General features: G+C 33.6%; 18 protein-coding genes. 10 read left to right on the top strand and 8 right to left on the bottom strand.

The genetic code is table 11. From position 1 onward, the window contains the following. Nucleotides 1-28 precede the first annotated feature (28 nt). The 3 genes from uvrB to uvrC are packed head-to-tail and all read left to right on the top strand — an operon-like array spanning nt 29 to nt 6,370. Entirely contained in the window at nt 29-1,981 is a 1,953-nt protein-coding gene (uvrB, locus tag K5781_RS08105; RefSeq protein WP_297442643.1) for an excinuclease ABC subunit UvrB, read from the top strand. Continuing rightward, nucleotides 1,968-4,787, top strand: a complete 2,820-nt coding sequence (gene uvrA / locus K5781_RS08100) for an excinuclease ABC subunit UvrA (protein WP_297442640.1) — start codon at nt 1,968-1,970, stop codon at nt 4,785-4,787. The genes uvrB and uvrA overlap by 14 nt, the downstream gene beginning before the upstream one ends. Next, nucleotides 4,784-6,370 (top strand): excinuclease ABC subunit UvrC, encoded by a 1,587-nt coding sequence (gene uvrC, locus K5781_RS08095; protein WP_297442637.1) that lies wholly within the window; start codon nt 4,784-4,786, stop codon nt 6,368-6,370. Before uvrA ends, uvrC begins: the two co-directional genes overlap by 4 nt. A gap of 20 nt (nt 6,371-6,390) precedes the next feature. Here the strand turns inward: uvrC and K5781_RS08090 are convergent, their stop codons facing one another. Then, nucleotides 6,391-7,011: a plastocyanin/azurin family copper-binding protein gene (locus K5781_RS08090; RefSeq protein ID WP_297442633.1), complete on the bottom strand. Its 621-nt coding sequence runs from the start codon at nt 7,009-7,011 to the stop codon at nt 6,391-6,393. 228 nt (nt 7,012-7,239) lie between these two features. Then, complete coding sequence (locus K5781_RS08085; RefSeq protein ID WP_297442631.1) at nt 7,240-7,650, bottom strand: reverse transcriptase-like protein; 411 nt, start codon at nt 7,648-7,650, stop codon at nt 7,240-7,242. Nucleotides 7,651-7,756: 106 nt separating this feature from the next. Here K5781_RS08085 and K5781_RS08080 point away from each other — a divergent pair, with 106 nt between their 5' ends. Further along, nucleotides 7,757-7,933, top strand: coding sequence for a hypothetical protein (locus K5781_RS08080; RefSeq protein WP_014965448.1), 177 nt, complete (start codon nt 7,757-7,759; stop codon nt 7,931-7,933). A 2-nt stretch (nt 7,934-7,935) separates the two neighbouring features. On the opposite strand, the gene K5781_RS08075 is transcribed toward K5781_RS08080, so the two are convergent. Next, on the bottom strand, nt 7,936-9,099 hold the full coding sequence (locus tag K5781_RS08075; protein ID WP_297442626.1) for a citrate synthase: 1,164 nt from the start codon (nt 9,097-9,099) through the stop codon (nt 7,936-7,938). Between the two features lie 159 nt (nt 9,100-9,258). Between K5781_RS08075 and K5781_RS08070 the strand changes: the two genes are divergently transcribed. Both K5781_RS08070 and K5781_RS08065 read left to right on the top strand, forming a co-directional pair. After that, a complete protein-coding gene (locus K5781_RS08070) occupies nt 9,259-10,257 on the top strand; it encodes a site-specific integrase (protein WP_297442624.1) in 999 nt (332 codons plus the stop codon). Nucleotides 10,258-10,702: 445 nt separating this feature from the next. After that, entirely contained in the window at nt 10,703-11,002 is a 300-nt protein-coding gene (locus K5781_RS08065) for a hypothetical protein (protein ID WP_297442621.1), read from the top strand. Between the two features lie 76 nt (nt 11,003-11,078). Here the strand turns inward: K5781_RS08065 and K5781_RS08060 are convergent, their stop codons facing one another. The 3 genes from K5781_RS08060 to K5781_RS08050 form a co-directional block, all read right to left on the bottom strand. Beyond that, on the bottom strand, nt 11,079-12,812 hold the full coding sequence (locus tag K5781_RS08060; RefSeq protein WP_297442618.1) for a PEFG-CTERM sorting domain-containing protein: 1,734 nt from the start codon (nt 12,810-12,812) through the stop codon (nt 11,079-11,081). 101 nt (nt 12,813-12,913) lie between these two features. Beyond that, nucleotides 12,914-15,031, bottom strand: coding sequence for a hydantoinase/oxoprolinase family protein (locus K5781_RS08055; protein WP_297442615.1), 2,118 nt, complete (start codon nt 15,029-15,031; stop codon nt 12,914-12,916). Beyond that, a complete protein-coding gene (locus K5781_RS08050; protein WP_297442612.1) occupies nt 15,021-17,225 on the bottom strand; it encodes an FTR1 family protein in 2,205 nt (734 codons plus the stop codon). Before K5781_RS08050 ends, K5781_RS08055 begins: the two co-directional genes overlap by 11 nt. 179 nt (nt 17,226-17,404) lie before the next feature. Here K5781_RS08050 and K5781_RS08045 point away from each other — a divergent pair, with 179 nt between their 5' ends. Both K5781_RS08045 and K5781_RS08040 read left to right on the top strand, forming a co-directional pair. After that, the gene (locus K5781_RS08045; RefSeq protein WP_297442609.1) at nt 17,405-17,746 is read left to right on the top strand and encodes a hypothetical protein; all 342 of its coding nucleotides are present in this window, start codon (nt 17,405-17,407) and stop codon (nt 17,744-17,746) included. 566 nt (nt 17,747-18,312) lie between these two features. Then, nucleotides 18,313-19,926, top strand: coding sequence for a hypothetical protein (locus K5781_RS08040; protein ID WP_297442606.1), 1,614 nt, complete (start codon nt 18,313-18,315; stop codon nt 19,924-19,926). 165 nt (nt 19,927-20,091) lie between these two features. On the opposite strand, the gene K5781_RS08035 is transcribed toward K5781_RS08040, so the two are convergent. Further along, nucleotides 20,092-20,733: a DUF4443 domain-containing protein gene (locus K5781_RS08035; RefSeq protein WP_297442603.1), complete on the bottom strand. Its 642-nt coding sequence runs from the start codon at nt 20,731-20,733 to the stop codon at nt 20,092-20,094. 81 nt (nt 20,734-20,814) lie between these two features. Here K5781_RS08035 and K5781_RS08030 point away from each other — a divergent pair, with 81 nt between their 5' ends. Then, entirely contained in the window at nt 20,815-21,030 is a 216-nt protein-coding gene (locus tag K5781_RS08030) for a CbtB domain-containing protein (RefSeq protein WP_297442600.1), read from the top strand. Between the two features lie 10 nt (nt 21,031-21,040). Next, nucleotides 21,041-21,775, top strand: a complete 735-nt coding sequence (locus tag K5781_RS08025; protein ID WP_297442598.1) for a CbtA family protein — start codon at nt 21,041-21,043, stop codon at nt 21,773-21,775. A 129-nt stretch (nt 21,776-21,904) separates the two neighbouring features. On the opposite strand, the gene K5781_RS08020 is transcribed toward K5781_RS08025, so the two are convergent. Beyond that, nucleotides 21,905-22,281: DM13 domain-containing protein (locus tag K5781_RS08020; protein ID WP_297442595.1), on the bottom strand; the 377-nt coding region annotated here is incomplete at its 5' end.

Below are 22,281 nucleotides of genomic sequence, written 5' to 3'. Positions count from 1 at the left end.
TAAGTTCAGTTTTGGGGGATTATTTCTGTTGGAACAAACCTCTACATTTGAATTGGAATCTGAATATGCTCCTACAGGAGATCAGCCCCAAGCAATTGATGCTCTCATAAAAGGTGTACAGAAAGGAACTGTTCAGACTTTGTTGGGTGTTACTGGAAGTGGAAAAACCTTTTCTGTTGCAAATGTTATTGCAAAAACTGGTAAAAATACACTTGTAATTTCTCATAACAAAACTTTAGCGGCTCAACTCTATTCAGAATTAAAACAATTTTTTCCAAAAAACAATGTTGGATATTTTGTTTCTTATTATGATTATTATCAACCTGAAAGCTATCTTCCTCAAACCGACACATATATCGAAAAAGATACCCAAATCAATGAAAAAATTGAAAAGCTAAGATTAGAAGCAACTGCAATGTTGCTTTCAGGAGAACCTACCATCATCGTGTCTACTGTTTCTTGTATCTATTCTCTTGGTAATCCAAAAGATTGGGAAGACTTGGCAATTACAATTAACACTGGTGATGAAATTAAAAGAAATGAAATAATTCGTAGGTTAATTGATGCCCGCTATGAAAGAAATGATACTGAAGTTGCCCCTGGAAATTTTAGAGTAAAAGGTGATACTATTGACATCACTCCTGCATATTCTGAAGATTTAGTTCGAATATCTCTATTTGGTGATGAAGTAGAAAAAATTACTTTGTTAGATCATGTTTCATTAAAAGAAAAAAAGATACTATCACAAATGAAAATATTTCCCGCAAAACATTACCTGATTGCAAAAGACGTTCGTGAAAAAGCTGTAAAATCTATTAGAAAAGAATTAGGACAACGTCTACCCGAATTAAATGAATTAGAAAAACAAAGACTTGAAATGCGAACAAACTATGATTTAGAAATGATTGAGGAATTGGGATATTGCTCTGGGATTGAAAATTATTCTAGACACTTTGATGGACGAAAAGCTGGAGAAAAAGCATTTTGTTTAATGGATTTTTTTGGAGATGATTATCTTTTAGTTATAGATGAATCACACGTTACACTGCCTCAATTACATGGTATGTACAAAGGTGATCACTCTAGGAAAAATGAACTAGTAACATATGGATTCAGATTACCTAGCGCATTTGATAATAGGCCCTTGAAATTCGAAGAGTTTGAAAAATATATTCAAAATACCATCTTTGTTTCTGCAACTCCTTCAGAATATGAGAAAAAAACCTCATCTCAAATAATTGAACAACTGGTAAGGCCTACTGGGTTATTAGATCCTTTAGTCGAAATAAAATCTACAAAAGATCAGATGGATGATTTAATCCTAGAAATTAACAAACGAACTACTAGAAATGAACGTGTTTTAGTCACAACTTTAACAAAAAGAATGGCTGAGGATTTAGCTGAATATCTATCAAAAAAGCAAGTTAGAGTCAGATACATGCATTCTGAAATTGAAGGTTTTCAGAGAACTGAAATTATTAGACAGTTACGTTTGGGAGAATTTGATGTATTAGTTGGAATTAATCTTCTCCGGGAAGGTCTTGATATTCCTGAAGTTTCTTTAGTTGCAATTTTAGATGCAGATAAAGAAGGATTTCTTAGAAATTTTACTAGTTTGATTCAAACTTGTGGTCGTGCTGCTAGAAATTCAAATGGAACTGTAATTATGTATGCTGATAATACTACAGAATCTATGAAAAATGCTATGAATGAGACTAAACGACGTAGAGAAAAACAAATTCAATATAACAAAAAACACAACATTGTTCCAAAAACTATAATCAAATCTGTTCCTATTCAAGAAGTTTCTCTAGATGATTCAAAATTAAAATCTGTCCATGATCTTGCATCAGAAATTATTGATTTGGATGCACAAATGAAAAAATATTCTGAAGATCTAGATTTTGAACGTGCAATAGAATGCAGAGATAGAATAAAAAGAATCGAAAAGGAGATTGAATTTAAAAATGACAGAAAATAAATTAAAAATTCGCGGAGCACGCCATCATAATTTAAAAAATTTAGATATAGATATTCCAAAAAATAAACTAGTTGTTATCAGTGGTTTATCTGGTTCTGGAAAATCTACATTAGCTTTTGACACAATTTATGCTGAAGGACAGAGAAGATATGTAGAATCTCTTTCTGCATATGCTCGGCAATTTTTAGAGATGATGGACAAACCAGATGTAGATTCAATTGAAGGTCTTTCTCCTGCCATATCAATTCAACAAAAAACAACTAGTAAAAATCCACGTTCTACTGTTGGCACTACTACTGAAATATATGATTACATGAGATTACTGTTTGCCCGAATTGGAATTCCTTATTGTACAAATTGTGGACGTAAAGTTTCGACCCAATCTGTGGAAAGAATATGTGATTCTGTCCTCAAAGACTTTTCTGGTAAAAAAATACTTGTTTTAGCACCTATTGTTCAGAGAAAAAAAGGCACATATGAAAAATTATTTGAGCAAATCAAAAAAGATGGTTATTCTAGAATACGTCTAAATGGAGAAATTTTGAGCCTAGATGAAGAAATTCCTCCTCTTGATAGGCAAAAATGGCACAATATTGAGATTGTAGTTGATAGGATAACGACTGAAAAATCTGAAAGATCTAGGCTTTTTGAAGCCATACAAACTTCCATAAAAGCATCTAAAGGTGATGTAATGATTGCAAGTGAAAAATCTGAAAAAATATTTTCACAAAACAATGCTTGTCCTTACTGTGGGTTAACTGTAGGTGAATTAGAACCTCGATCTTTTTCGTTTAATTCTCCTTTTGGAATGTGTAAAACATGTAATGGTTTGGGTGTCAAGATGGAGTTTGATGCCGATTTGGTAATTCCTGATAAATCCAAATCTATTTTGGATGGAGCCATTGTTCCTTGGAGTGGTAGATTTTCTGCATTTAGACGACAAGCATTAAGAGCAGTTGGGAAAAAATTTGGATTTGATTTAATGACTCCTTTTGATAAAATAAAATCTAAACACTTGCAAATTATTTTGCATGGTACTGACGATCTCATTGATTTCACATATCGTTCAAAATCTGGTGATTCTTCATGGCAATCTACAAATACGTTTGAAGGTGTTTTATCTAATCTTCAGCGTACTTTTATGGAAACTGATTCTGAATCTAAACGAGAATGGCTAAAACAATTCATGAGAGATACTCCTTGCAATGTATGTAATGGTAAAAAACTGAAACCAGAATCTCTTTCTGTAAAAATCAATGAAAAAGGCATCATGGATGTTTGTGATATGTCTATTGATCATTGTTATGATTTTTTCTCATCTTTAAAACTAACAGAGAATGAACAATACATTGCACGAGATGTTTTAAAAGAAATCAAGGAACGCCTTGAATTTTTGATGAATGTTGGATTGAATTATCTGACATTAAACAGATTAAGTTCAACCTTGTCTGGTGGTGAGTCTCAAAGAATTCGTTTAGCTACACAGATTGGTTCTAATTTGACTGGTGTTTTGTATGTTTTAGATGAGCCTACAATTGGATTACATCAAAGAGATAATACTCGACTCATTAAAACGCTAAATAAACTACGAAATCTTGGAAATACAGTAATAGTTGTAGAGCATGACGAAGAAGTTATACGAAATTCAGACTGGATGGTGGATTTGGGTCCTGGTGCTGGTGTTCATGGGGGAAATGTTGTTTTTGAGGGTACAGTAAATCAAATTCTTCAAAACAACAAATCCGTTACAGGCAAATATCTTAAAGACAACTCTTTAATCAATTTACAAGATAAAATTCGTAATCGTTCAGGTTCACTTGTTATCAGAAAAGCATCTGAAAATAATTTAAAAGATATAGATGTTGAAATTCCTCTAGGGCTTTTTGTTTCAGTTACTGGTGTATCTGGTTCAGGTAAATCTACTTTGATAAATGACATCTTGTTAAAATCTCTAGAAAATCATTTCTATAAATCAAACATTCGTCCAGGAATGCACAAAGAAATACTGGGATTGGAAAACATCGATAAGGTTATTGCAATTGATCAATCTCCAATTGGACGAACACCTCGTTCAAACCCTGCTACCTACATAGGAGCTTTCACTCCGATTAGAGAATTATATGCAAATACTGCTTTATCAAAAGAACGTGGATATGCACCTGGACAATTCTCTTTCAATGTGCCCGATGGTAGATGTTTTGCATGTGATGGAGATGGAGTTAAACAAATTGAGATGCAATTTTTGTCTGATGTCTATGTAAAGTGTGATGAATGTAAGGGTAAGAGATACAATACTGAAACATTGTCTGTATTGTATAAAGGAAAAAATATTTCTGATGTTTTAGATATGACTGTTTATGAGGCGTTAAATTTATTTGAAAACATTCCTTCAATAAAACGTAAATTACAAACGGTATTTGATGTTGGATTGGGTTATATCAAACTAGGACAATCTTCTACAACCTTGTCTGGAGGTGAAGCCCAAAGAGTAAAACTTGCATCTGAATTATCTAAAAGAGGTACTGGAAAAACATTGTATATTTTAGATGAGCCTACCACCGGCTTGCATTTTGCAGATGTTCAAAAACTATTGGATGTGTTAAATAGATTGGTAAATCTGGGAAATACTGTTGTAGTTATTGAGCATAACATGGATGTAATCAAAAATTCTGATTGGTTAATTGATCTAGGTCCTGAAGGTGGTGATGAAGGAGGAAAAGTAGTATCTACTGGTACTCCTAAAGAGATTTCTAAGGCCCCTGGAAGTTATACTGGAAAATATTTGAAAAAATTGTTAAAAAAATGACTTTTGATATATCTAAAATCACGATTCCTACTGATCCCGGTATTTATCTTATGAAAGATGTTGATAGAAAGATCATCTATATTGGAAAAGCAAAAAATCTGAAAAATCGAGTTAGATCATATTTCAATAAAAATCAAAATTATAAAACTCAAAAACTAGTTGAAAATATTTCTGACATTGAATTTGTTTTGACTGACAATGAAAGCGAGGCTTTTCTTTTAGAATCAAACATGATCAAAAAATATCGTCCACGATTCAATATTGAATTAAAAGATCAACAAAGATACACGTATCTCAGAATTTCTGATGAAAAATATCCTAGACTTTTGGTTTCACGTAGAACTCGTGATGGAAAATTTTTGGGAAAAGGAAAAACATATGGTCCTTTTACTCAAGGCAGTTCAAAATTACTCACAATTGGAACTTTGAGAAAAGCTTTCCAAATCAGAATCTGTAAAACTCTTCCAAAAAAAGTTTGTCTAGAGTATCATCTAGGAAACTGTGAAGGTCCCTGTGAATTTAAAGATGCTCAGGAAAGGTATCCTAAACATGTTGTAGCACTTGAAGATGTCTTAAAAGGTAAAAATCAAACAAAAGTATTCACTAAAAAATTAGAAGAAGAAATGCATCAGGCAGCAAAATTGCAACAATTTGAGCGTGCAAAAGACATTCGTGACACTTTGATTAGGCTTGGTAGTCTTCAGACGAAACAAAAAATGGAATATGTTGAAAACTCCGATGAAGAATATTTCGGCATTGGAATAAGAGAACAATCAGCAGTTGTAATGAATTTTAGAATGATTAATGGGGTTATTCGAGATAGTGACAAATATTTTTTTGATTTAGTTGGTGATAATACATTTTCTAATTTTTTATTTCAATATTATTCTACACATAAAATTCCTAAATTTATTTTTGTGAGTGAACTTCCAGAAAATAAAAAACTATTGGAATCCTTATTGTCTGAACAATCTAATTCTAAGGTGACTATTCTTGTTCCCAGTAAGGGAAAGAAAAAAGATATTGTTAATTTACTTTTAAAAAATATCAGATTAATTCATTCTAAGGGTGGTGATCCTGGCCTTGTTGAATTAAAAGAGATTCTGAATTTACCTGTAATTCCTAATATCATAGAATGTTTTGATATATCTAATCATGGTCAAGATTTTGCTGTTGGTTCTATGTCTAGATTTGTTGGAGGAATACCTGATAAATCTGGCTATAGAAAATTCAAAATAAAAACTATTTCTGGTAGAGATGATTTTGCAATGATTGGGGAAATCATTAAGAGAAGATATTATAGATTATTGGAAGAAAATTCTGAACTTCCTGATTTAGTTGTAATAGATGGTGGAAAAGGGCAACTTAGTGCTGCGATGAATTCTTTGAAATCTCTTGGTTTGGATTTGCCCTGTGTTTCATTGGCAAAAGAAAATGAAGAGATATTCTTACCTAGTACTAAAAACCCCGTAGTCATTCCAAAGTACAAACCCTCTTTGAAAATTTTACAGTATGCTCGAGATGAAACTCATAGATTCGGTGTAATGTATAATCGAACAATAAGAAAAAATCAAATAAAATAAGAAAAAAGGAAAATTTTTGGTTAGTTTACTGTGACACTACCAATCATCCATGGATGTACCATACAGAAGTAATCGTAGCTGCCTGCTTTGTCAAAAGTAAATGCAAATTCTGCATCTGCCATTACTAGGCTGCTATCAAATACGCCAGATGGACCATCAGCTGGACTACCACCAGTTACTGTGTGTGCGGCTGTGTCTACGTTAATCCATTTTACTGTGTCTCCAGCTTTAATTTTCAAATTTGCTGGTAAGTAACATGCATTACTTTCTTCACATCCTGGAACTGAAGTACCTTTTGGAATATCAACAGTGTGTGTTTTAGGTCCTGTTGGTTCTTTAACCATTGGTTTTTCTTCTTTAACCATTGGTTTTTCTTCTTTAACCATTGGTTTTTCTTCCATTGCCACTTTGTCTTTTAATTGCACTTCTTTTTCTGCAACCTTTGGAGCGTCTGATTTCACTTTATCTACAATGTCTGCAAATGGGTCTGTTTGCGTCTTGGTTTCTGTAGTTTGTGTTGTGGCTTTTGGGGTAGTAACAGTTGGTGTATAATCAACAGAGTCTCCTACAACTGCAATTCCTACACCTACTAGTGCTATTGCAATTGAGAATACTATTGCTGCTTTGTCTATACCTGCCATAATTGATCCATGACTTTCCATATGGTAAATAAATCTAATCTTCTATCTCTTTCAACATCTTTTTCATAATTTTTGAAATAATTGCAAAATTTACGTTGATACCTTGAAAATTGTGTATGATCGCTCTAATTGATGATAAAGGCTTGTCAATGATTATGGACAACTCTTTCTTTTATCAATCTACTACCTAGTATAATCACAAACTGCAAATGAGCTCTCACCAAGTAACTATCCGTTTTTGGTCTTAAGCTCTTTTGCATCTAGTATTTTTTTGGCAGGATTATTTTTTTGTTGAATAAGTTCAAACTCTACTTTTAGTTTTCTTTGAGTAATTAGTTGATTTATGAATTTAATCTTCTTGTTGATAAATTCATCATTAATCGATAATTTGTTTGTGATCTGATCAAACATTTCTTTATCATCTAATTTTATTTTGATATGATCTTGATTTTTTATTATGAATACTCCAATTCCCCAAAACAATCCGATATGTAATGCGATATATTTTGATTGAATGTTTGAAATCCTGTCTTTGTAAATTTCTACATGTTCTCTACTTTGCTCTGAAATTGAATTTTCAGTATGAATTATCCACGAAACCTTTCTTGTATTTCCGTCTAAATAAAAGACATGGTGCAATTGTCAACCAAAAAGGGGTCTTTTGTCTATATAATTTGAATACATTACTTATGATCAAAGATTGAAAGATGTATTCATGCTTGAATCTCATGCCTTCTTCTCGAAAATGGTCGATGAATTAGTTGAATTTTCAGAATATGATCCTGAATTAGCTGATGGAATCAAATGGTTAGATGATCAGGCACAGAAAAAAGGTATCACGTTTTATGATATGGTTTTTGAAGTATTGTATAAACACGATGTAAATTCCAAAGCTAAAGATTGGCTAAGTACTAGAAATTAGATTTATTTTCTCAAATCTAGAGTTTTATATTCACACCCTTCTGGCCCACAATATTTTCCAACGTAAACTGCTTTTGGTCTATACAATGCTGGTTTTGGTGCTGCTTCTGCAAATTTTTCTTCAATAATGTGTGCTGCCCATCCTGCAACTCTAGAAATTGCAAAAATTGGAGTATTAAGATCCACTGGGATTTTTAGCATATAGTAAATTGAGGCGCTGTACAAATCTACATTAGGATAAATATCCCTGTCTTTTTGAGATTTCATTTCTGCAATTGTTGTGGTTTCTACTTTCTCTGTCATTGCAAACCATGGTTCTTTAGTTTTCTCTGCAAGCTTTCGAGATAGCTCTTTTAAAACTTGGGCTCTGGGATCATATGTTCTGTAAACTGCATGACCCATACCCATAATCCTTTCACCTTTGTTCATTTTTTCTTTAATCCATTCTTCCACTTTGTTAATTTCTCCAATTTCTAGTAACATTTTCATCACTTCTGTATTTGCTCCTCCGTGTAATTCTCCACTTAATGCCCCAATTGCTGCACTTGCGGCTGAATACATATGAGCTCTTGTTGATGCTACTTGCCTTGCAGTAAATGTTGATGCATTGAAAGTATGATCTGCGTGTAAAATTAAACACGTGTCAAAAATTTTCTCCACTTCTGGATCTGGTTTTTTTCCTGACATCATATATAGAAAATTTGCAGCATGACTTAATGATGAATCTGGATCTACAATTTCTAATCCATTTCTAATTCTCTGCCAACTGGCAATAATTGTTGGAACTTTTGCAATAAGATTAATTGCTTTTTCATAACTGGCCTCCTTGTTTGAAAATTCCTCATCATAATATCCTGCAAGTGCCGATACAAATGCTTGAAGCATATCCATAGGATCTGCATCTTTTCTCCAATTCCCCATGTTTTTTTGCATTTGTTTTGGAATGTATCTTGCTTCAATCAGTTTTGCATTAAATTCATCTAATTGTTGTTTATTTGGCAATTGATCATAAAGTAAAATGTATGCTGTTTCTTCAAAAGTTGAATTTTTTGTAAGATCTAAAATATCGAATCCTCTGTAGATGAGCTTACCTTTTTCACCGTCTATATGTGAAATTTTGGTATCTGCAACCTCGATTCCTCTCAAGCCGATATTTTTTGTCTCCATGTTGTGCCTACGGGAAATCTTCTATTATATTTTCGCAAAAATCATGTCTATGAAGTTTAGTAATTAGTCTAATATGTCAATCAAATAGTTTACCTTTTAACATATTATGACGTATTTTTCTCATTGTTAACTAAACGAGAGAGATCTAGAGAGACGTTTATGGAGAAAATTTCCAGAAAAGCCAAAGGAACTCAACTCTCATACAATACTGTTCTTAACAATTGGGAGACCTTCTCTGAGGAAAAATTCCAACAAAAAGACATCATTCCTGATCTAAAACTAGTTGAAGAAGAGACATTGTGGGATACCTTGCAGTCTTGGATAAACTGGAATTCTGAGCAAGAAAACATGCCACAAACAATCAGAAACTGGTTTTCTCTACTGAAAAAATATCTCTACCATCGAGGAATAAAACTAACAAAAGAAGACGTCTCAGAAAACTTAGACTTTCCTCTAAAAATTCAAGAGACTCACTATCCAATGTCTCTTGAGGAAGCACAATCAATCATTGAAGCGGCTCCATTCAAAAAGAAGATCATGTATCTGTGTATGCTTTCAAGTGGAATGAGAATTGGTGAGATATGCCAGATAAAGAAAAAACATTTAGATCTTGACAAGTCTAGAATACAAGTAAACATTCCATCATCAATTGCAAAGTACAATCGAAAGCGAACCACGTTTTTCAGCAAAGAGGTTACCCCACTTCTCAAAAGACATCTGAGAAAACTCTCTGATGAAGACATGATTTTTGGAACACATGAGAATCCAAAGTATGCAGAAGTAAATCAGATGCAACAACTAAAGCGACTGTTAAACAAAATTGGACTATATCAAAAACAAGAAAACGGTCACGGAAAAATCACCAGTCATAGCTTTCGTGCTTATTTTATCACCAAGGTATCTAGGTTTGATAATGACTTGGCTCATTTTCTTGCAGGTCATACAAAGGGTGTGTACTTGCCACAATATGACCGACTGACAGATGATGAGAAACTAGAATTGTATCTAAAGATAGAAGAAAAACTTCTCATTGATGATTCTGTAATAACAAAGGCAGAACTAGAAAAGACACAAAATGATCTTTCTGAACTTGAAAAAGTCAAAGAAGATAATGAAAAAATCTTGAATTGGATTGCAAGACAAGAAAATAAAAAATAAATTTTTTGTATCATGCAATCTAACTATCAAATCTCTTAAGGGGAATTGTCCCTTTTGTTAAAGACACTATCAACTCCAAATATTTTTCAAAAATGGTGAGAATTATCCTAATTTAAAATTCTTTGAAAATAATATGAAAAAAAAAAGAAATCATTGGAAAATTGGTTGTTGACCAAAAAAATGCCAATAGGAATACTTCCTTGGTCGGGCAGTATGAAGACTATTGAATCCCAATTTTTCCAATGATTTTGATCTTGCATGACTTGTAAAGTTATGATAGATCAACATACAAGATCAACATTATTGAAATTGTGAAATTATTATAGATGACTGAAATTATATTTTCATATAATATCATATTAGATTAAGAATTTAATTTCATATTTCTATAACAAAAAAATGAAATGACAGTCATGTTTATTATGAAAAAAATGCAATCAAAAATATGAATCAAGAAACTAAACCTTGGGTACTAGTAAGCAGTGTACAAAAAGAAACCAAACCCGTAGATCTTGAAATGATTGCTCCACAGATTTCAACTCTTGTAGACGAATGGCAATCACAGGGAAGAATAATGTGGTCAGGTGCATTTGATAATCAAGTTTCATCCATGGCTGTTTTTGAAGCAACAGAACAAGAAGCAAAAGAATTTTTTAAAAAATACAAAAACATTTGTTCAGGAATACTAACTTACGAGTTGTATCAATGGGACGCAATGCCAATACTATCAGTTTTATCAAAGTAACTGATACTAATTTTTATTTTTTAATTGACATGAAAAATTTCATACTTGTACAATGAATAAAAAATAAAAAAAGAGTTTAAACTCTTAGGCTGATTCTAGATTTTGCAGTTATTGCAACTATGCTTATGATTGCAACTGCCAATACCATCATAGCAACTGTACCAAATTCTGGAACAACTGTACCAATAGTATTCATTTTGACAAGAATTGCATCTACTTGAGTATTAATTGCGGAGCTTGATTCACCGTTTTTAATCATAGTTCTAAGATCTTCTCTAAGCATTACTTCTACTTCTTCCATGAGTTCTTTTTGACCAATCTCAATTAGAGGAGCTTCTAAGAATTCATAGTTGTCAAGATAAGCCTTGGTTGCCAGGCTTAGAGCCAAGTCAGTATCACCCTTTGCATACTCTACTTTTGTTTGTTCAAGTAATGTTTGGATGTTCTCGACATATTCTAGTAGGTTGGATTCCTTATTTTCCACTCCCAAGATTTCGTCAAGTTCATGAATTATGCCACCTGCAAGTATTTCAACTTGTGAAGGATCTGCCCTTGCATCATATGCTGCCCAAAGATCTCCGTATAGTTCTTCAATCTCTTCAGCTGCATGATGATCAACATCAGACTCTATTTCAGCAAAAATCTGCTGAGATCTCCATACAAATGCAGAACCATCTTGGAATTCGGCCATTTCGCCAATTACTCCATCAGATACTGCCTCACCATATTCAGCTATTGATGTTTCAAGTAAGACCTGCATTAATTTTACCTTGAATGCAGTTTCACTACTTAACTCATCTCCAACAACGGTAGAACGTGCAATTGCTACTACACCTTTTGCATCATCAATTGCTTGCTGAGCTTGTGCTCTAGATATCTCGGTGTTTGCCCTGTTTTTTAATTCCATTAATGTTTCTTGAACTTGCGCATCAAGGTTAGGATCTGCTGCTTTGAGTTCAGGTTTCATGGAGTCATACAGTTCTGCAATTGGATGCGTTGCATGAATCAATGCCAGTTCCGCATTTTTATCATCAAGGTTCTGTTCAAGTGCCCAGAAATGTCCAAGTGTTTCTTCCAAGGAAGAAGCAAATTCTATTTTTGGTTCTAAGGATTCGTCAAGTTCATGAATTATGCCACCTGCAAGTATTTCAACTTGTGAAGGATCTGCCCTTGCATCATATGCTGCCCAAAGATCTCCGTATAGTTCTTCAATCTCTTCAGCTGCATGATGATCAACATCAGACTCTATTTCAGCAAAAATCTGCTGAGATCTCCATACAAATGCAGAACCATCTTGGAATTCGGCCATTTCGCCAATTACTCCATCAGATACTGCCTCACCATATTCAGCTATTGATGTTTCAAGTAAGACCTGCATTAATTTTACCTTGAATGCAGTTTCACTACTTAACTCATCTCCAACAACGGTAGAACGTGCAATTGCTACTACACCTTTTGCATCATCAATTGCTTGCTGAGCTTGTGCTCTAGATATCTCGGTGTTTGCCCTGTTTTTTAATTCCATTAATGTTTCTTGAACTTGCGCATCAAGGTTAGGATCTGCTGCTTTGAGTTCAGGTTTCATGGAGTCATACAGTTCTGCAATTGGATGCGTTGCATGAATCAATGCCAGTTCCGCATTTTTATCATCAAGGTTCTGTTCAAGTGCCCAGAAATGTCCAAGTGTTTCTTCCAAGGAAGAAGCAAAGTCGGCTTTGTCCTGATAAGATTCTGCATATACAGCCTGTGAAAACGAAACAGAAAGTACGATAGATGTCATAAGAATTGTCAGTGTTTTTACGTTTGTCATTGGAAAATTGTTTTGAAAATGTTGATTTAAAGGGTAGGTGAGTTCTTGTTTTTTATTTCAAAAACATAGAATCAGACTAAGACAGTTACATGTCCAAAAGATTACAATTCAATCAGAATGGATGCGCGTTCATTTTCATCTAGTTCCTGTTTGACAGCATTTAGTATGTGAGATGACGAGGTTAAGCTGGAGTAATCAATTAACTTTAGATCATTAATCAAGTAAACTTGTGGTGCGACATCATTATTTCTAGACTCTAGAAAATCATCCAGTTCCTCAAGGATGGATATTTTTCCGCCTTGGAAAATTTTTCCATTTTTCAGATATTTTTTCATCTTGCCAAATCGGTCAAGTACTAACAACGGATGGCGATGTTTTTTACTAAAAAGGCGTTTTTCAGTTACATGTCCTGCAAATACAAGATAATGATCAGACTCAAAGCTCAGATCAGTTAATTCTTCAGAAATTTGCATAATTTCACTAGCCCGTCTTTTTGCTTCAGATAATGTGAAAACATTTTTTGTCGTTTCTGCACTGTCTAGTTCCACGTTTCCAACTGCAGTTAATCTCAAGATGGATCTGTCTGGAATGTATTGACTGTCAATCACAATTGATTCTGGGACTGCACCCTTGCTAATCATAATGGCATGAATTTTTTTGTGTGCCTGATTAATCAGTTCAGGTGTTGGATTAATCAGAGTCTGTTCAATTTCTTCTTGCAACATAGAGGAAGCTACGCCAATAGATGAGATAATTTCAGCATGTTGTGCCTTTTTGTATTGTAATTGTAGTTGCTTTGCAACAAATGGAACAAGTGTAGAAGCACCTCCACCACCTCCAATTAGTTGTGTTGTATCTGGATTTAATTTGAATTCTTTTATAATTTTGCTAATTGTTTTCATAATCTCAAAAGAGGATGTTTGAATGATGGATTGTGCAATTTCAATAAATGTCACTCCAAGTTGTTTTGCTAAAAGTTCAATTGCAATTTTTGCAGATTCCTGGTTAGCAAATGCATAGTCATTCTTTTCAATCATGCCCAAAGCATTGGCAGCACAGGTGTTGGTAATGGCATACAATCCACTTTCACACTCTATTGCAACATACTCCTCGTCGTTTTCTTTTGGTTTTATCGTGGTGATTTTTCCATTTTTTAATTCCTCAGGTTCTGCAAAACAGGAATATTTCAGACCTGCAATGTGTGCACTTCTGGGACCCACCTTCCAGACTCGATTATCTCTTAATCTCACCATGCTTCCTCCAGCTACTCCCAAAATCCTTACATCCATAGAGCGCACACATGTAGGATGATCTTTGATGGTAACGTACTGGAATTCAGGTTTTCCGTTTTTAATGATGCAGATATTGGTACTTGTTCCACCAACTTCAACAAAAATGCCATTGGTAATTTTGAGATGTAAAAGTGCTCCGGCTACACTTGCTGCAGGACCAGACAAAATAGTAAGGACAGGTTTTGTTTTAAAAGTGTCAATGCTTGTAACGCCTCCATCGCCCTTCATTATCATCAATGGTGCGTTAATACCTACATCCTGAATTGCGTGTTCTACAAAATTTGCAACTTGAAATGTTTTAGGCAGTACACTTGCGTTAATTGCTCCAGTAAGTGTTCGTATTTCAAGTCCATAAGTTCCAGAAATTTCATGAGATGCAGTAGACGGCAAGTTTAGATCCGCAGCATTTTTCATTACAAACAATTCATTTGAGGGATCATCAACTCCAAAAGATTCGGTTGCAACAATTACTTTTGCACCTTTATTTTGTAACTCTTTGATTGCATCTTTTACCTCTTCTTCAGAAATTAAATGAGAAGTATCTAAAAATGTGTGACATGTTTGAATATCTTGTTCGGAATTGATTTGCGCATCTTGCAGGTTAGTGCGTTTGATGACCTCTTTTTTTTCTGGTCCCACACCCATAGAAATGATTCCGACTTTGGATGTGTCAGACTCCAACAGAGCATTAATAGCTTGAGTGGTGCTGTGTGAAATTAATTCTATGTCTCCTATGTTTATTTTAGATTCATTCAAAATCTCAGATATTGTTTGGATGATGCCCTCAGAAACTCCCTTTTCTGAAGAATGTGTTGTAGGAACTGTGGATTTAGAAATTATTGAGCCTGTTTTAACGTCAATTGCAACAGCTTTTGTAAAAGTTCCACCGACATCAATTCCAACTCGAACTCTTTGGTCACTTGACATTGGCTGTACCTCTAGATTTTCTCATTGTTGCCAGTTGTTTTTCCTTATTTGGTCTCAATATCAATACGTATGATGATGCAAGTAAATAAACACCCAACAAAATAATCTGAGCAATTACAGTCTCTAGTGTTGGATATATTCCAGTCATTGCAGCAAGGTTGATGTCTAACCTAGGAATTATTCCAATCATGCTAGTGTATGGAACAATATCCAAAATTTGAAGCTCTCGTATTGCATTTCCTAAAAATGCAATTGAGAGATAGGCCCCAACTCCCATTGTAAGGCCAAACAATGCACGCAATGGCAATCGTTTTCCAAGTTTTTTCATTACATAGTACATACCTAACAACGATACAATGCCTAAAACAAATCCAAGACCAACATATGCTTCCATGTATTTTGCAAATCCAGACATGGCCTGATAAAATAAAACAGTTTCAAATCCCTCTCGATACACAGTAAAAAATGAAAGCATTACAAAAACCATAACGCTGCCAGTTGTAGTAGCCTGCCACACTTTGGCCTTTACAAACTCCATCCATTTTTTATGTTCAATTTTATTTAATACCCAAAAGCTCACGTAAAATAAAACAGCAGTTGCAGACAAAGCAGCTATTGCTTCCACTAACTCTCGATTAGCTCCTGAAATTTCAATGACATACGATGCAATTATCCAAGTAATTGCAGTTGCAGCAAACGCAGCAAGAATTCCATAGTAGATGTATTTCTTTAATTGATTGTTTCTTGAGGCTTCAAGATAAGTCATGATTGCACCAAGAATCAAAACAGATTCCAGCCCCTCTCTAAAAATTATCGCAAATGAGGAAGTAAACGCAATTGATGGGGCCAAAGTACCAGTACCACTCACCAATCTTTCGGATTCGTCTAGATTCCTATTAATTGAAATTACTACCTCTCTGACTTTTTCTAAATCTTCTTTTTTGTCAATAAGGTTTCGAAGCTCTGCAAATTGATATTCCACCTCCAGAGTAAAATCAGGAGCTATTGTCCTTAGTGGGATTTCTACAAACTCATAACTATCCAAATAAGCTGTTCTGGCAGTAGCATATGCTGACTGAAAATCACCGTTTTCATAAAAAATTACAACGTCATCAAGAGAATCTCGTATAAAATCAACCTCATTTCTAACGCCAGACTTTGCCTCCTCAGAAGCATCACCCATTTGTTTAAGATCATCTGTTTTTGATTCTTTTTGTTCAAGTGTATTTGGATTAGACAGGAGTTGTTCAGAGACTAGAGATTCAGATTTGTAAAGATCTGGGAGAATTTTAGTTTCTAAAAATTGTTTAATTTCTTCGGGGGAATCTTCATTGTTTATCATGTCACGCAGGTTTTCACGCATGTCAATTTCAAGAGTGTAAAGTAAATCCTTGTCTACTTTTTCAATTGCAGGCTCCAAATATTCAAAATTATCAAGGTATGCAATTATTGCAGTTTCTTCAGCCGTCTCGTAGTCTCCAGATTTAACAGATTCAATTAATTCATCATATAAAGTGTAGATGTTCTGATATAGTTCCAGATGATCAAAAGAGACAGTTTCCGTACCAAGAATATCTTTTTGTATAGCAGTGATTAGATTTCCAACTTTGACGAAATCTATTTTTTGTTTTGCAAGACTTTTAAGTTCTTGGAAGAAAGACTCAATTTCAAGACTTAGCCTGTCATCAAAACTTGTTTCAACAAGCAAGTCCTCAGATCTTTGAATTAATTTAAGTGAAATTTGGTATGATATTTCATCATTGTTTTGAATTCCAGTCTGATATCTCTCATCAGCCACTGACAATAAATTTACAATAACATCTTCTGAAGACAATTCATATGGAATTTCTTCAAGTAAGTTTTGAATTTTATCAACATCAGATAAAACGTCGTCATTTGCATCAATCTTTGAGTGCAAATCAAGTAATGAGATATGAATCTCATCCACATGTTCAGAACCAGATGATCTAAGAGTCTGAACATATTGTCCAAACAATTCAGACGTAACAGTAGAGTATCGTTTTGCGTTTTCCAAATCATTTGAAATCAGGCTAGATCTAATTTGGTCTAGCCCCAAGGAAGTAATTTCAATCCCTGTTCGGATTGATGCTGAGTCATATTCTGCATACGTTTGATCAATAGCACTAATACATATGAAAAATGCAAAAAATAGTGACAATATTCTGATTTTCATAAAGAACTTAGTCAGAAATTTGCTAGTACGTATTTAAATTTCTGATTGGTTCTATAATCATAGAATGAAAATATTCATGCTTGGAAACCAGATCTCAATAACATATTCTACGGTATGATTCCATTCTTTTAAAACAAATAGATTTTTTATTAGCAGGAATGTAAAACAGAATTTCCAAGATGAAAAAAATTAATGTTTTAGAAACTGAAAAATTTGATATTACACATAAGATTCTAAAGATATTGTCGGATTTGGAATCCAGACATATTTTATTTTCAATCATCAACAAATCAAAAAGCGTACAAGAAATAGCAAAGGAGTTGAAAATTCCACTCAGTTCAGCATATAAAAAAATTCAATCACTTCAAGAAAATGCATTGATTTCAGATGAATTAACGTTCACAAAAAATAGACGTAGGGCTAGACTGTACCAAAGTCGTATTATTGATGTGAAAATTTCTATTTTTAAATTTGAACCAACAATCACACTTAAAAAAAATTTAAAAAATAGATATGAGTAAAAGTACTTCTATGAAGATCTGCACTCTATGTGGCAATATTTTTACAATATATCCCATGACAAACCCCAAAGACAAGTGTCCAAAGTGTCATGGACTTTTAATTCCTTGAAATGACCTGTCGTGGAATATGTGAAAGATATCGCTCTGAAAGAAAGAGGTATAATTCCATTACGAAACGATGTACATCTTGCGACACATATCTAGAGTATGAGGGTATACAGTGTCCTTGCTGTAGAACTCAGTTGAGAAGTAAAAGAAAAAGTAAAAATCGATAATCAATTTTACATGGAATCATATTCACTTCATCATCTTTATACCAACAGTGACACGAGTATTATATGTTTTTAAGATCATTAACTATTCTAAATGATTAGAATATTGTTTTAAAATATTGATATTTTTGTATATTATATCATCAATAAAAAAATCAGTTTACTTTTAAAATAATAAAAATATTCTTAAGAAATACATTACAAAAATATGTTCTATTTATTTGAAATCAATTCTTGTTTTAAGAAATTGTTTTCTTCAATCATTTTAAACATGAGGGTTTTTTCTTCTTTGTAATGACTTGTAAAAACACAAAAAACATTGCAATTTTTAGCATTGTTTCACTATTTGCATTGACTTCAATTTGCATTTCAAATGTCTATGCTGAAGAAAGTAGAACATACAAAATGGTGGGCGAAATTACACCTGTTCTAACATTTACATTCAGAGATGGCGTTGAAACATATGAATTCCCTGTTTTTGAAATGGGAGAAAATTTTGTAAGTAATTCTGGAACCTCGTTTTCTGTAGAGGGAACCGTAACACATTCCCCATTATTGCACAAAGCGATGGATGAGTCCTACAAGTATAGATTTTCAAATGCGGCATTTGATTACCAGTTAAAGTATTTTGATGTTGATGTAAATTTTGTAAAGAAAGGTGAATCAGTCCTTACTCTTGATTATGACAATTGTAGAATAGATAATTACCAAGTAGAGACACTTGACTCAAATGACTATGAAAGTTATTTCAAAGAAGTTGGATTTGCTATTGTTGATAAAATAGACTTTATCTGCAGTGGAATAACTATCCCTAATAACTCACAAGTGATGTATAAAGACAAAACATATGTTGATTTTGGAGATTCTGAATTTACTTTTGCTAACAATATGAGATCTGCCCTGACTTTTACATATGAAAACGGAATAGAAAAAATCCAATTCCCTGTTTTTAACATAATTTCTGGTTATGCAGAATCTTCTGAAAATGTTGTTGCAGAATTTCAAGTAGAGGGTGTTTTAGAACAATATCCTTTACTGTATAATGCAATTGAGCAATCAAGGAAAGTATCCGGACTTACAACTGCATCAAATATCAAATTTGATGTCTTGGCAGAATTTACAAACGGTGAATCTACTCTATGGGGTATTGATTATTCCACTTGTAGAATATCTGATGCCCAAATAACTACAAAAACTGACAAAGAAGAAGGTTTCACAGGAAAGAGTGGATTTGTTCTAGTTCATCAATTGTCGTTTGTTTGTTCTGGGATGAAAGGAATAGACATGAACTATGATGAACTTCGAGGCAATACCCCAAGTTGGAGTTCAAACCCATTGTACAATGAATATGTAGAACCAATTCAAAATACTGACAAAGATTTGAGTGCAATTACAACTTTTACTTTCAACAATGGTATTGAAAAAATAGAATTCTCTATGTTCACGCAAAATGAGATTTTATCCACTCTAAATACTGGAGATACGAGGATTACCGGTAAATCCGTTTATCCAACTATAGAGTTACGAGGTATTGTAGGTGATTACCCAATGCTGTACAACTATGTAGAACAACTTCGTACCCTCCAAGGTGTAAGTGGAACTCAATCCAAAGAACTGGTAGATATTGATGTAGACCTTGTTTCCGGTGAAGAAACTCTTCGCGGATTTAATTATGCAAAATGTAGGATAATTGATTATCAAATATCCACAAGTGCAAATAGTGAAGAAAGCTATGTCAAAAATAGCTTTGCATTGGAAAATATTTTTGACTTTGAATGCCAAGGATACCATCCAAACAATCCTGTCTATGATACAATGTTTAAAGTAGAAAAAGCAAATACCCAAAGTTCAAAAGATCTTAGAAATACACAAGACTGGCGCTCTGATTTTATCTCAAAGCGACAATAGTTTTTCTTAAAACTCTTTTTTCATTTTTTATTATTGCACAAGTATGAAATTTTTTTTATAGACATAAAAAAATTAAAATCAGTTACTTTGATAAAACTGATGATATTAGCATTACGTCCCGTGTTCTTATATCAAAATACAATATTGTTAATCATTCTAAGACAACTAGTGTTTTTCATGTGTTGCCAAAGTACCTATGGCAGTATTAATTGCAGAAATTTCTGCTACAAACTTGTCATCCGATGATGTGATTATTACAATATCTTCATTTTTAGGTTTTAATGATTCTATTAGATTGTCTCTAATCTCCAATTCGTCTTCAAAACATCTCATCTGATCTCCTGAAAAAACAAATTCTCCTTCTCTGAAAATCAAAGTTAGAGAATCACTTGCACCATAAAGTATTGCAAAATCCCTTTGCTGCATTCCGTTGCCAATATCATCAATATATTCTCCTTTTAATAAAATCGCACAATTATGTTTTCCATTAGTCAGGCAACATTTTCTTAGAAAAGTTTGTGATGGCATAATTGTTTGGAATTTTCCTGCAAACTTTTTTCCTTTGTTTGTAAGAAATGTCCCAGCTTTGATGGAATCAACCAATCCGTATTCTTTTAGATGTAAAATTAATGTCCTAACAGCCCCTTCGCCAATTTTTAGTTCTTGACAAAAACTTGCACGACTAACATATTTTTGATTTGATAAATGCAAAATTGATTTTAAAACGTGTGGCATGCTAAAAGTTAATGCCTTACTATTTCCCTTTCTTGTTACAACTTTTTGTAATATCCTGATCTGTTGATTCATTGGTATTATTTCACGCCTAGAATATATAAATTGGATGAATTATCCAATGATTTAAATAAATTAGTAAAATCTAAACTCACATTGTCCAAATCAAAAGGAATTACAATTGTAGAATCTAAAGTTCCAATCTTTGCAATAGGACTACTTGCTATGGTTTTTGCAACAGGTCTGTTTGTTGTAGGGTTTGATCAAGGGCATATCTTCAGTGTTGTGTTAGGGGAGCAGGCCTTTGAAGATCTTTACATTCATGAATTAACACACGACATGAGACATGCAGCAGGATTTCCTTGTCATTAGGTGATATGATGTGAAGACAATGATCTTTCTTGCAATAGTGTTGGTTTCAGGTGCACTAGCTGGTACTATTCATGGTATTGTAAATCTTGCAATCGTGGAACCATATCTTGATGAAGCAATAGGAATTGAAAATCAAAACCTATTTGATTCAGGCGAAGAAGAAAACACTCCACAATTCTGGGTAGAATATGATGCTTATCGTGATTGGCAGAAAGGTGGACAGGTTCTAGCTGGTGCTATTTTGGGTACATCCGTTGGGGCATTGTTTGGAATTGTCTATGCATTATCAAGACATGTGTTACCTTCAGGAAATGAACTGAAGAAAACACTTACTCTTGCAGGCGTTATGTGGTTGGCATTATTCTTTATTCCTTTTTTGAAATACCCTGCAAATCCCCCAACGGTAGGAGATGGAGAAACTGTAGTGCTAAGAGCCGTTTTGTATTTGTCTTTTATTGCTCTATCTGGATTTGGGGCTGTTGCATTTTACCAATTATCTAAAAAAATAAAATCAAAATCAAAAATCATATCTTTAACAGGCTATGGAATATTTATTGCAACAATGTTTACACTAATGCCCTCAAATCCCGATGAGGTAAATGCTCCAATGGATTTAGTTGATGAATTCAGAATAATGTCTGTTGTTGCAGTAAGTGTATTCTGGGTATCTGTGGCTGTAATTTTAGGAGTATTGTGGCATAAATTTAGACCTCATTCTCAATTACCTATTGCCAAAAATGGTTAACGCAAGCAGATGATTAATCTAATTAATCATAACCCATGACAGTTGCAGCAGCAAAATTTTCATAATGCAAGTAGAGATACTGTAACTAAGAGAAGCAACAATGATCTTGTTGATGTGGTTTTCATTGAATCAAGACAATTCAGCACTTCCAAACAAGACACTGAAAGTCTTACACCAAATCAAAACTTTGTTGTATTTTTGCAGATTAGTTCCTTCTGGAATATCATAATTTTGATTTCCATTATTTGCTTTGAGTTTTCCTAGATTAACAAAGTCTGATGCCTTATCGTCTGTTGCCAAGTACACATACAAATCAGGTCCATTAGTTGATTCAAAGTTTTCTAGTCTGAGAATGTTGCTTTCATCTTTTGTTGGAATTGTGTAGGCATCTCCTTGTGCATCATGAATTCCATCCCCAACACCAATGAATGAACCTGAATAAGACATTGGAATAGTCTCATCCATCATAGTCTCATCCATCATAGTCTCATCCATCATAGTCTCAT

The organism is Nitrosopumilus sp., assembly GCF_025699255.1.
Classification (GTDB): domain Archaea; phylum Thermoproteota; class Nitrososphaeria; order Nitrososphaerales; family Nitrosopumilaceae; genus Nitrosopumilus.
Note: the sequence above shows the minus strand (reverse complement) of the source record. Positions and strands in the feature narration are given on the sequence as shown.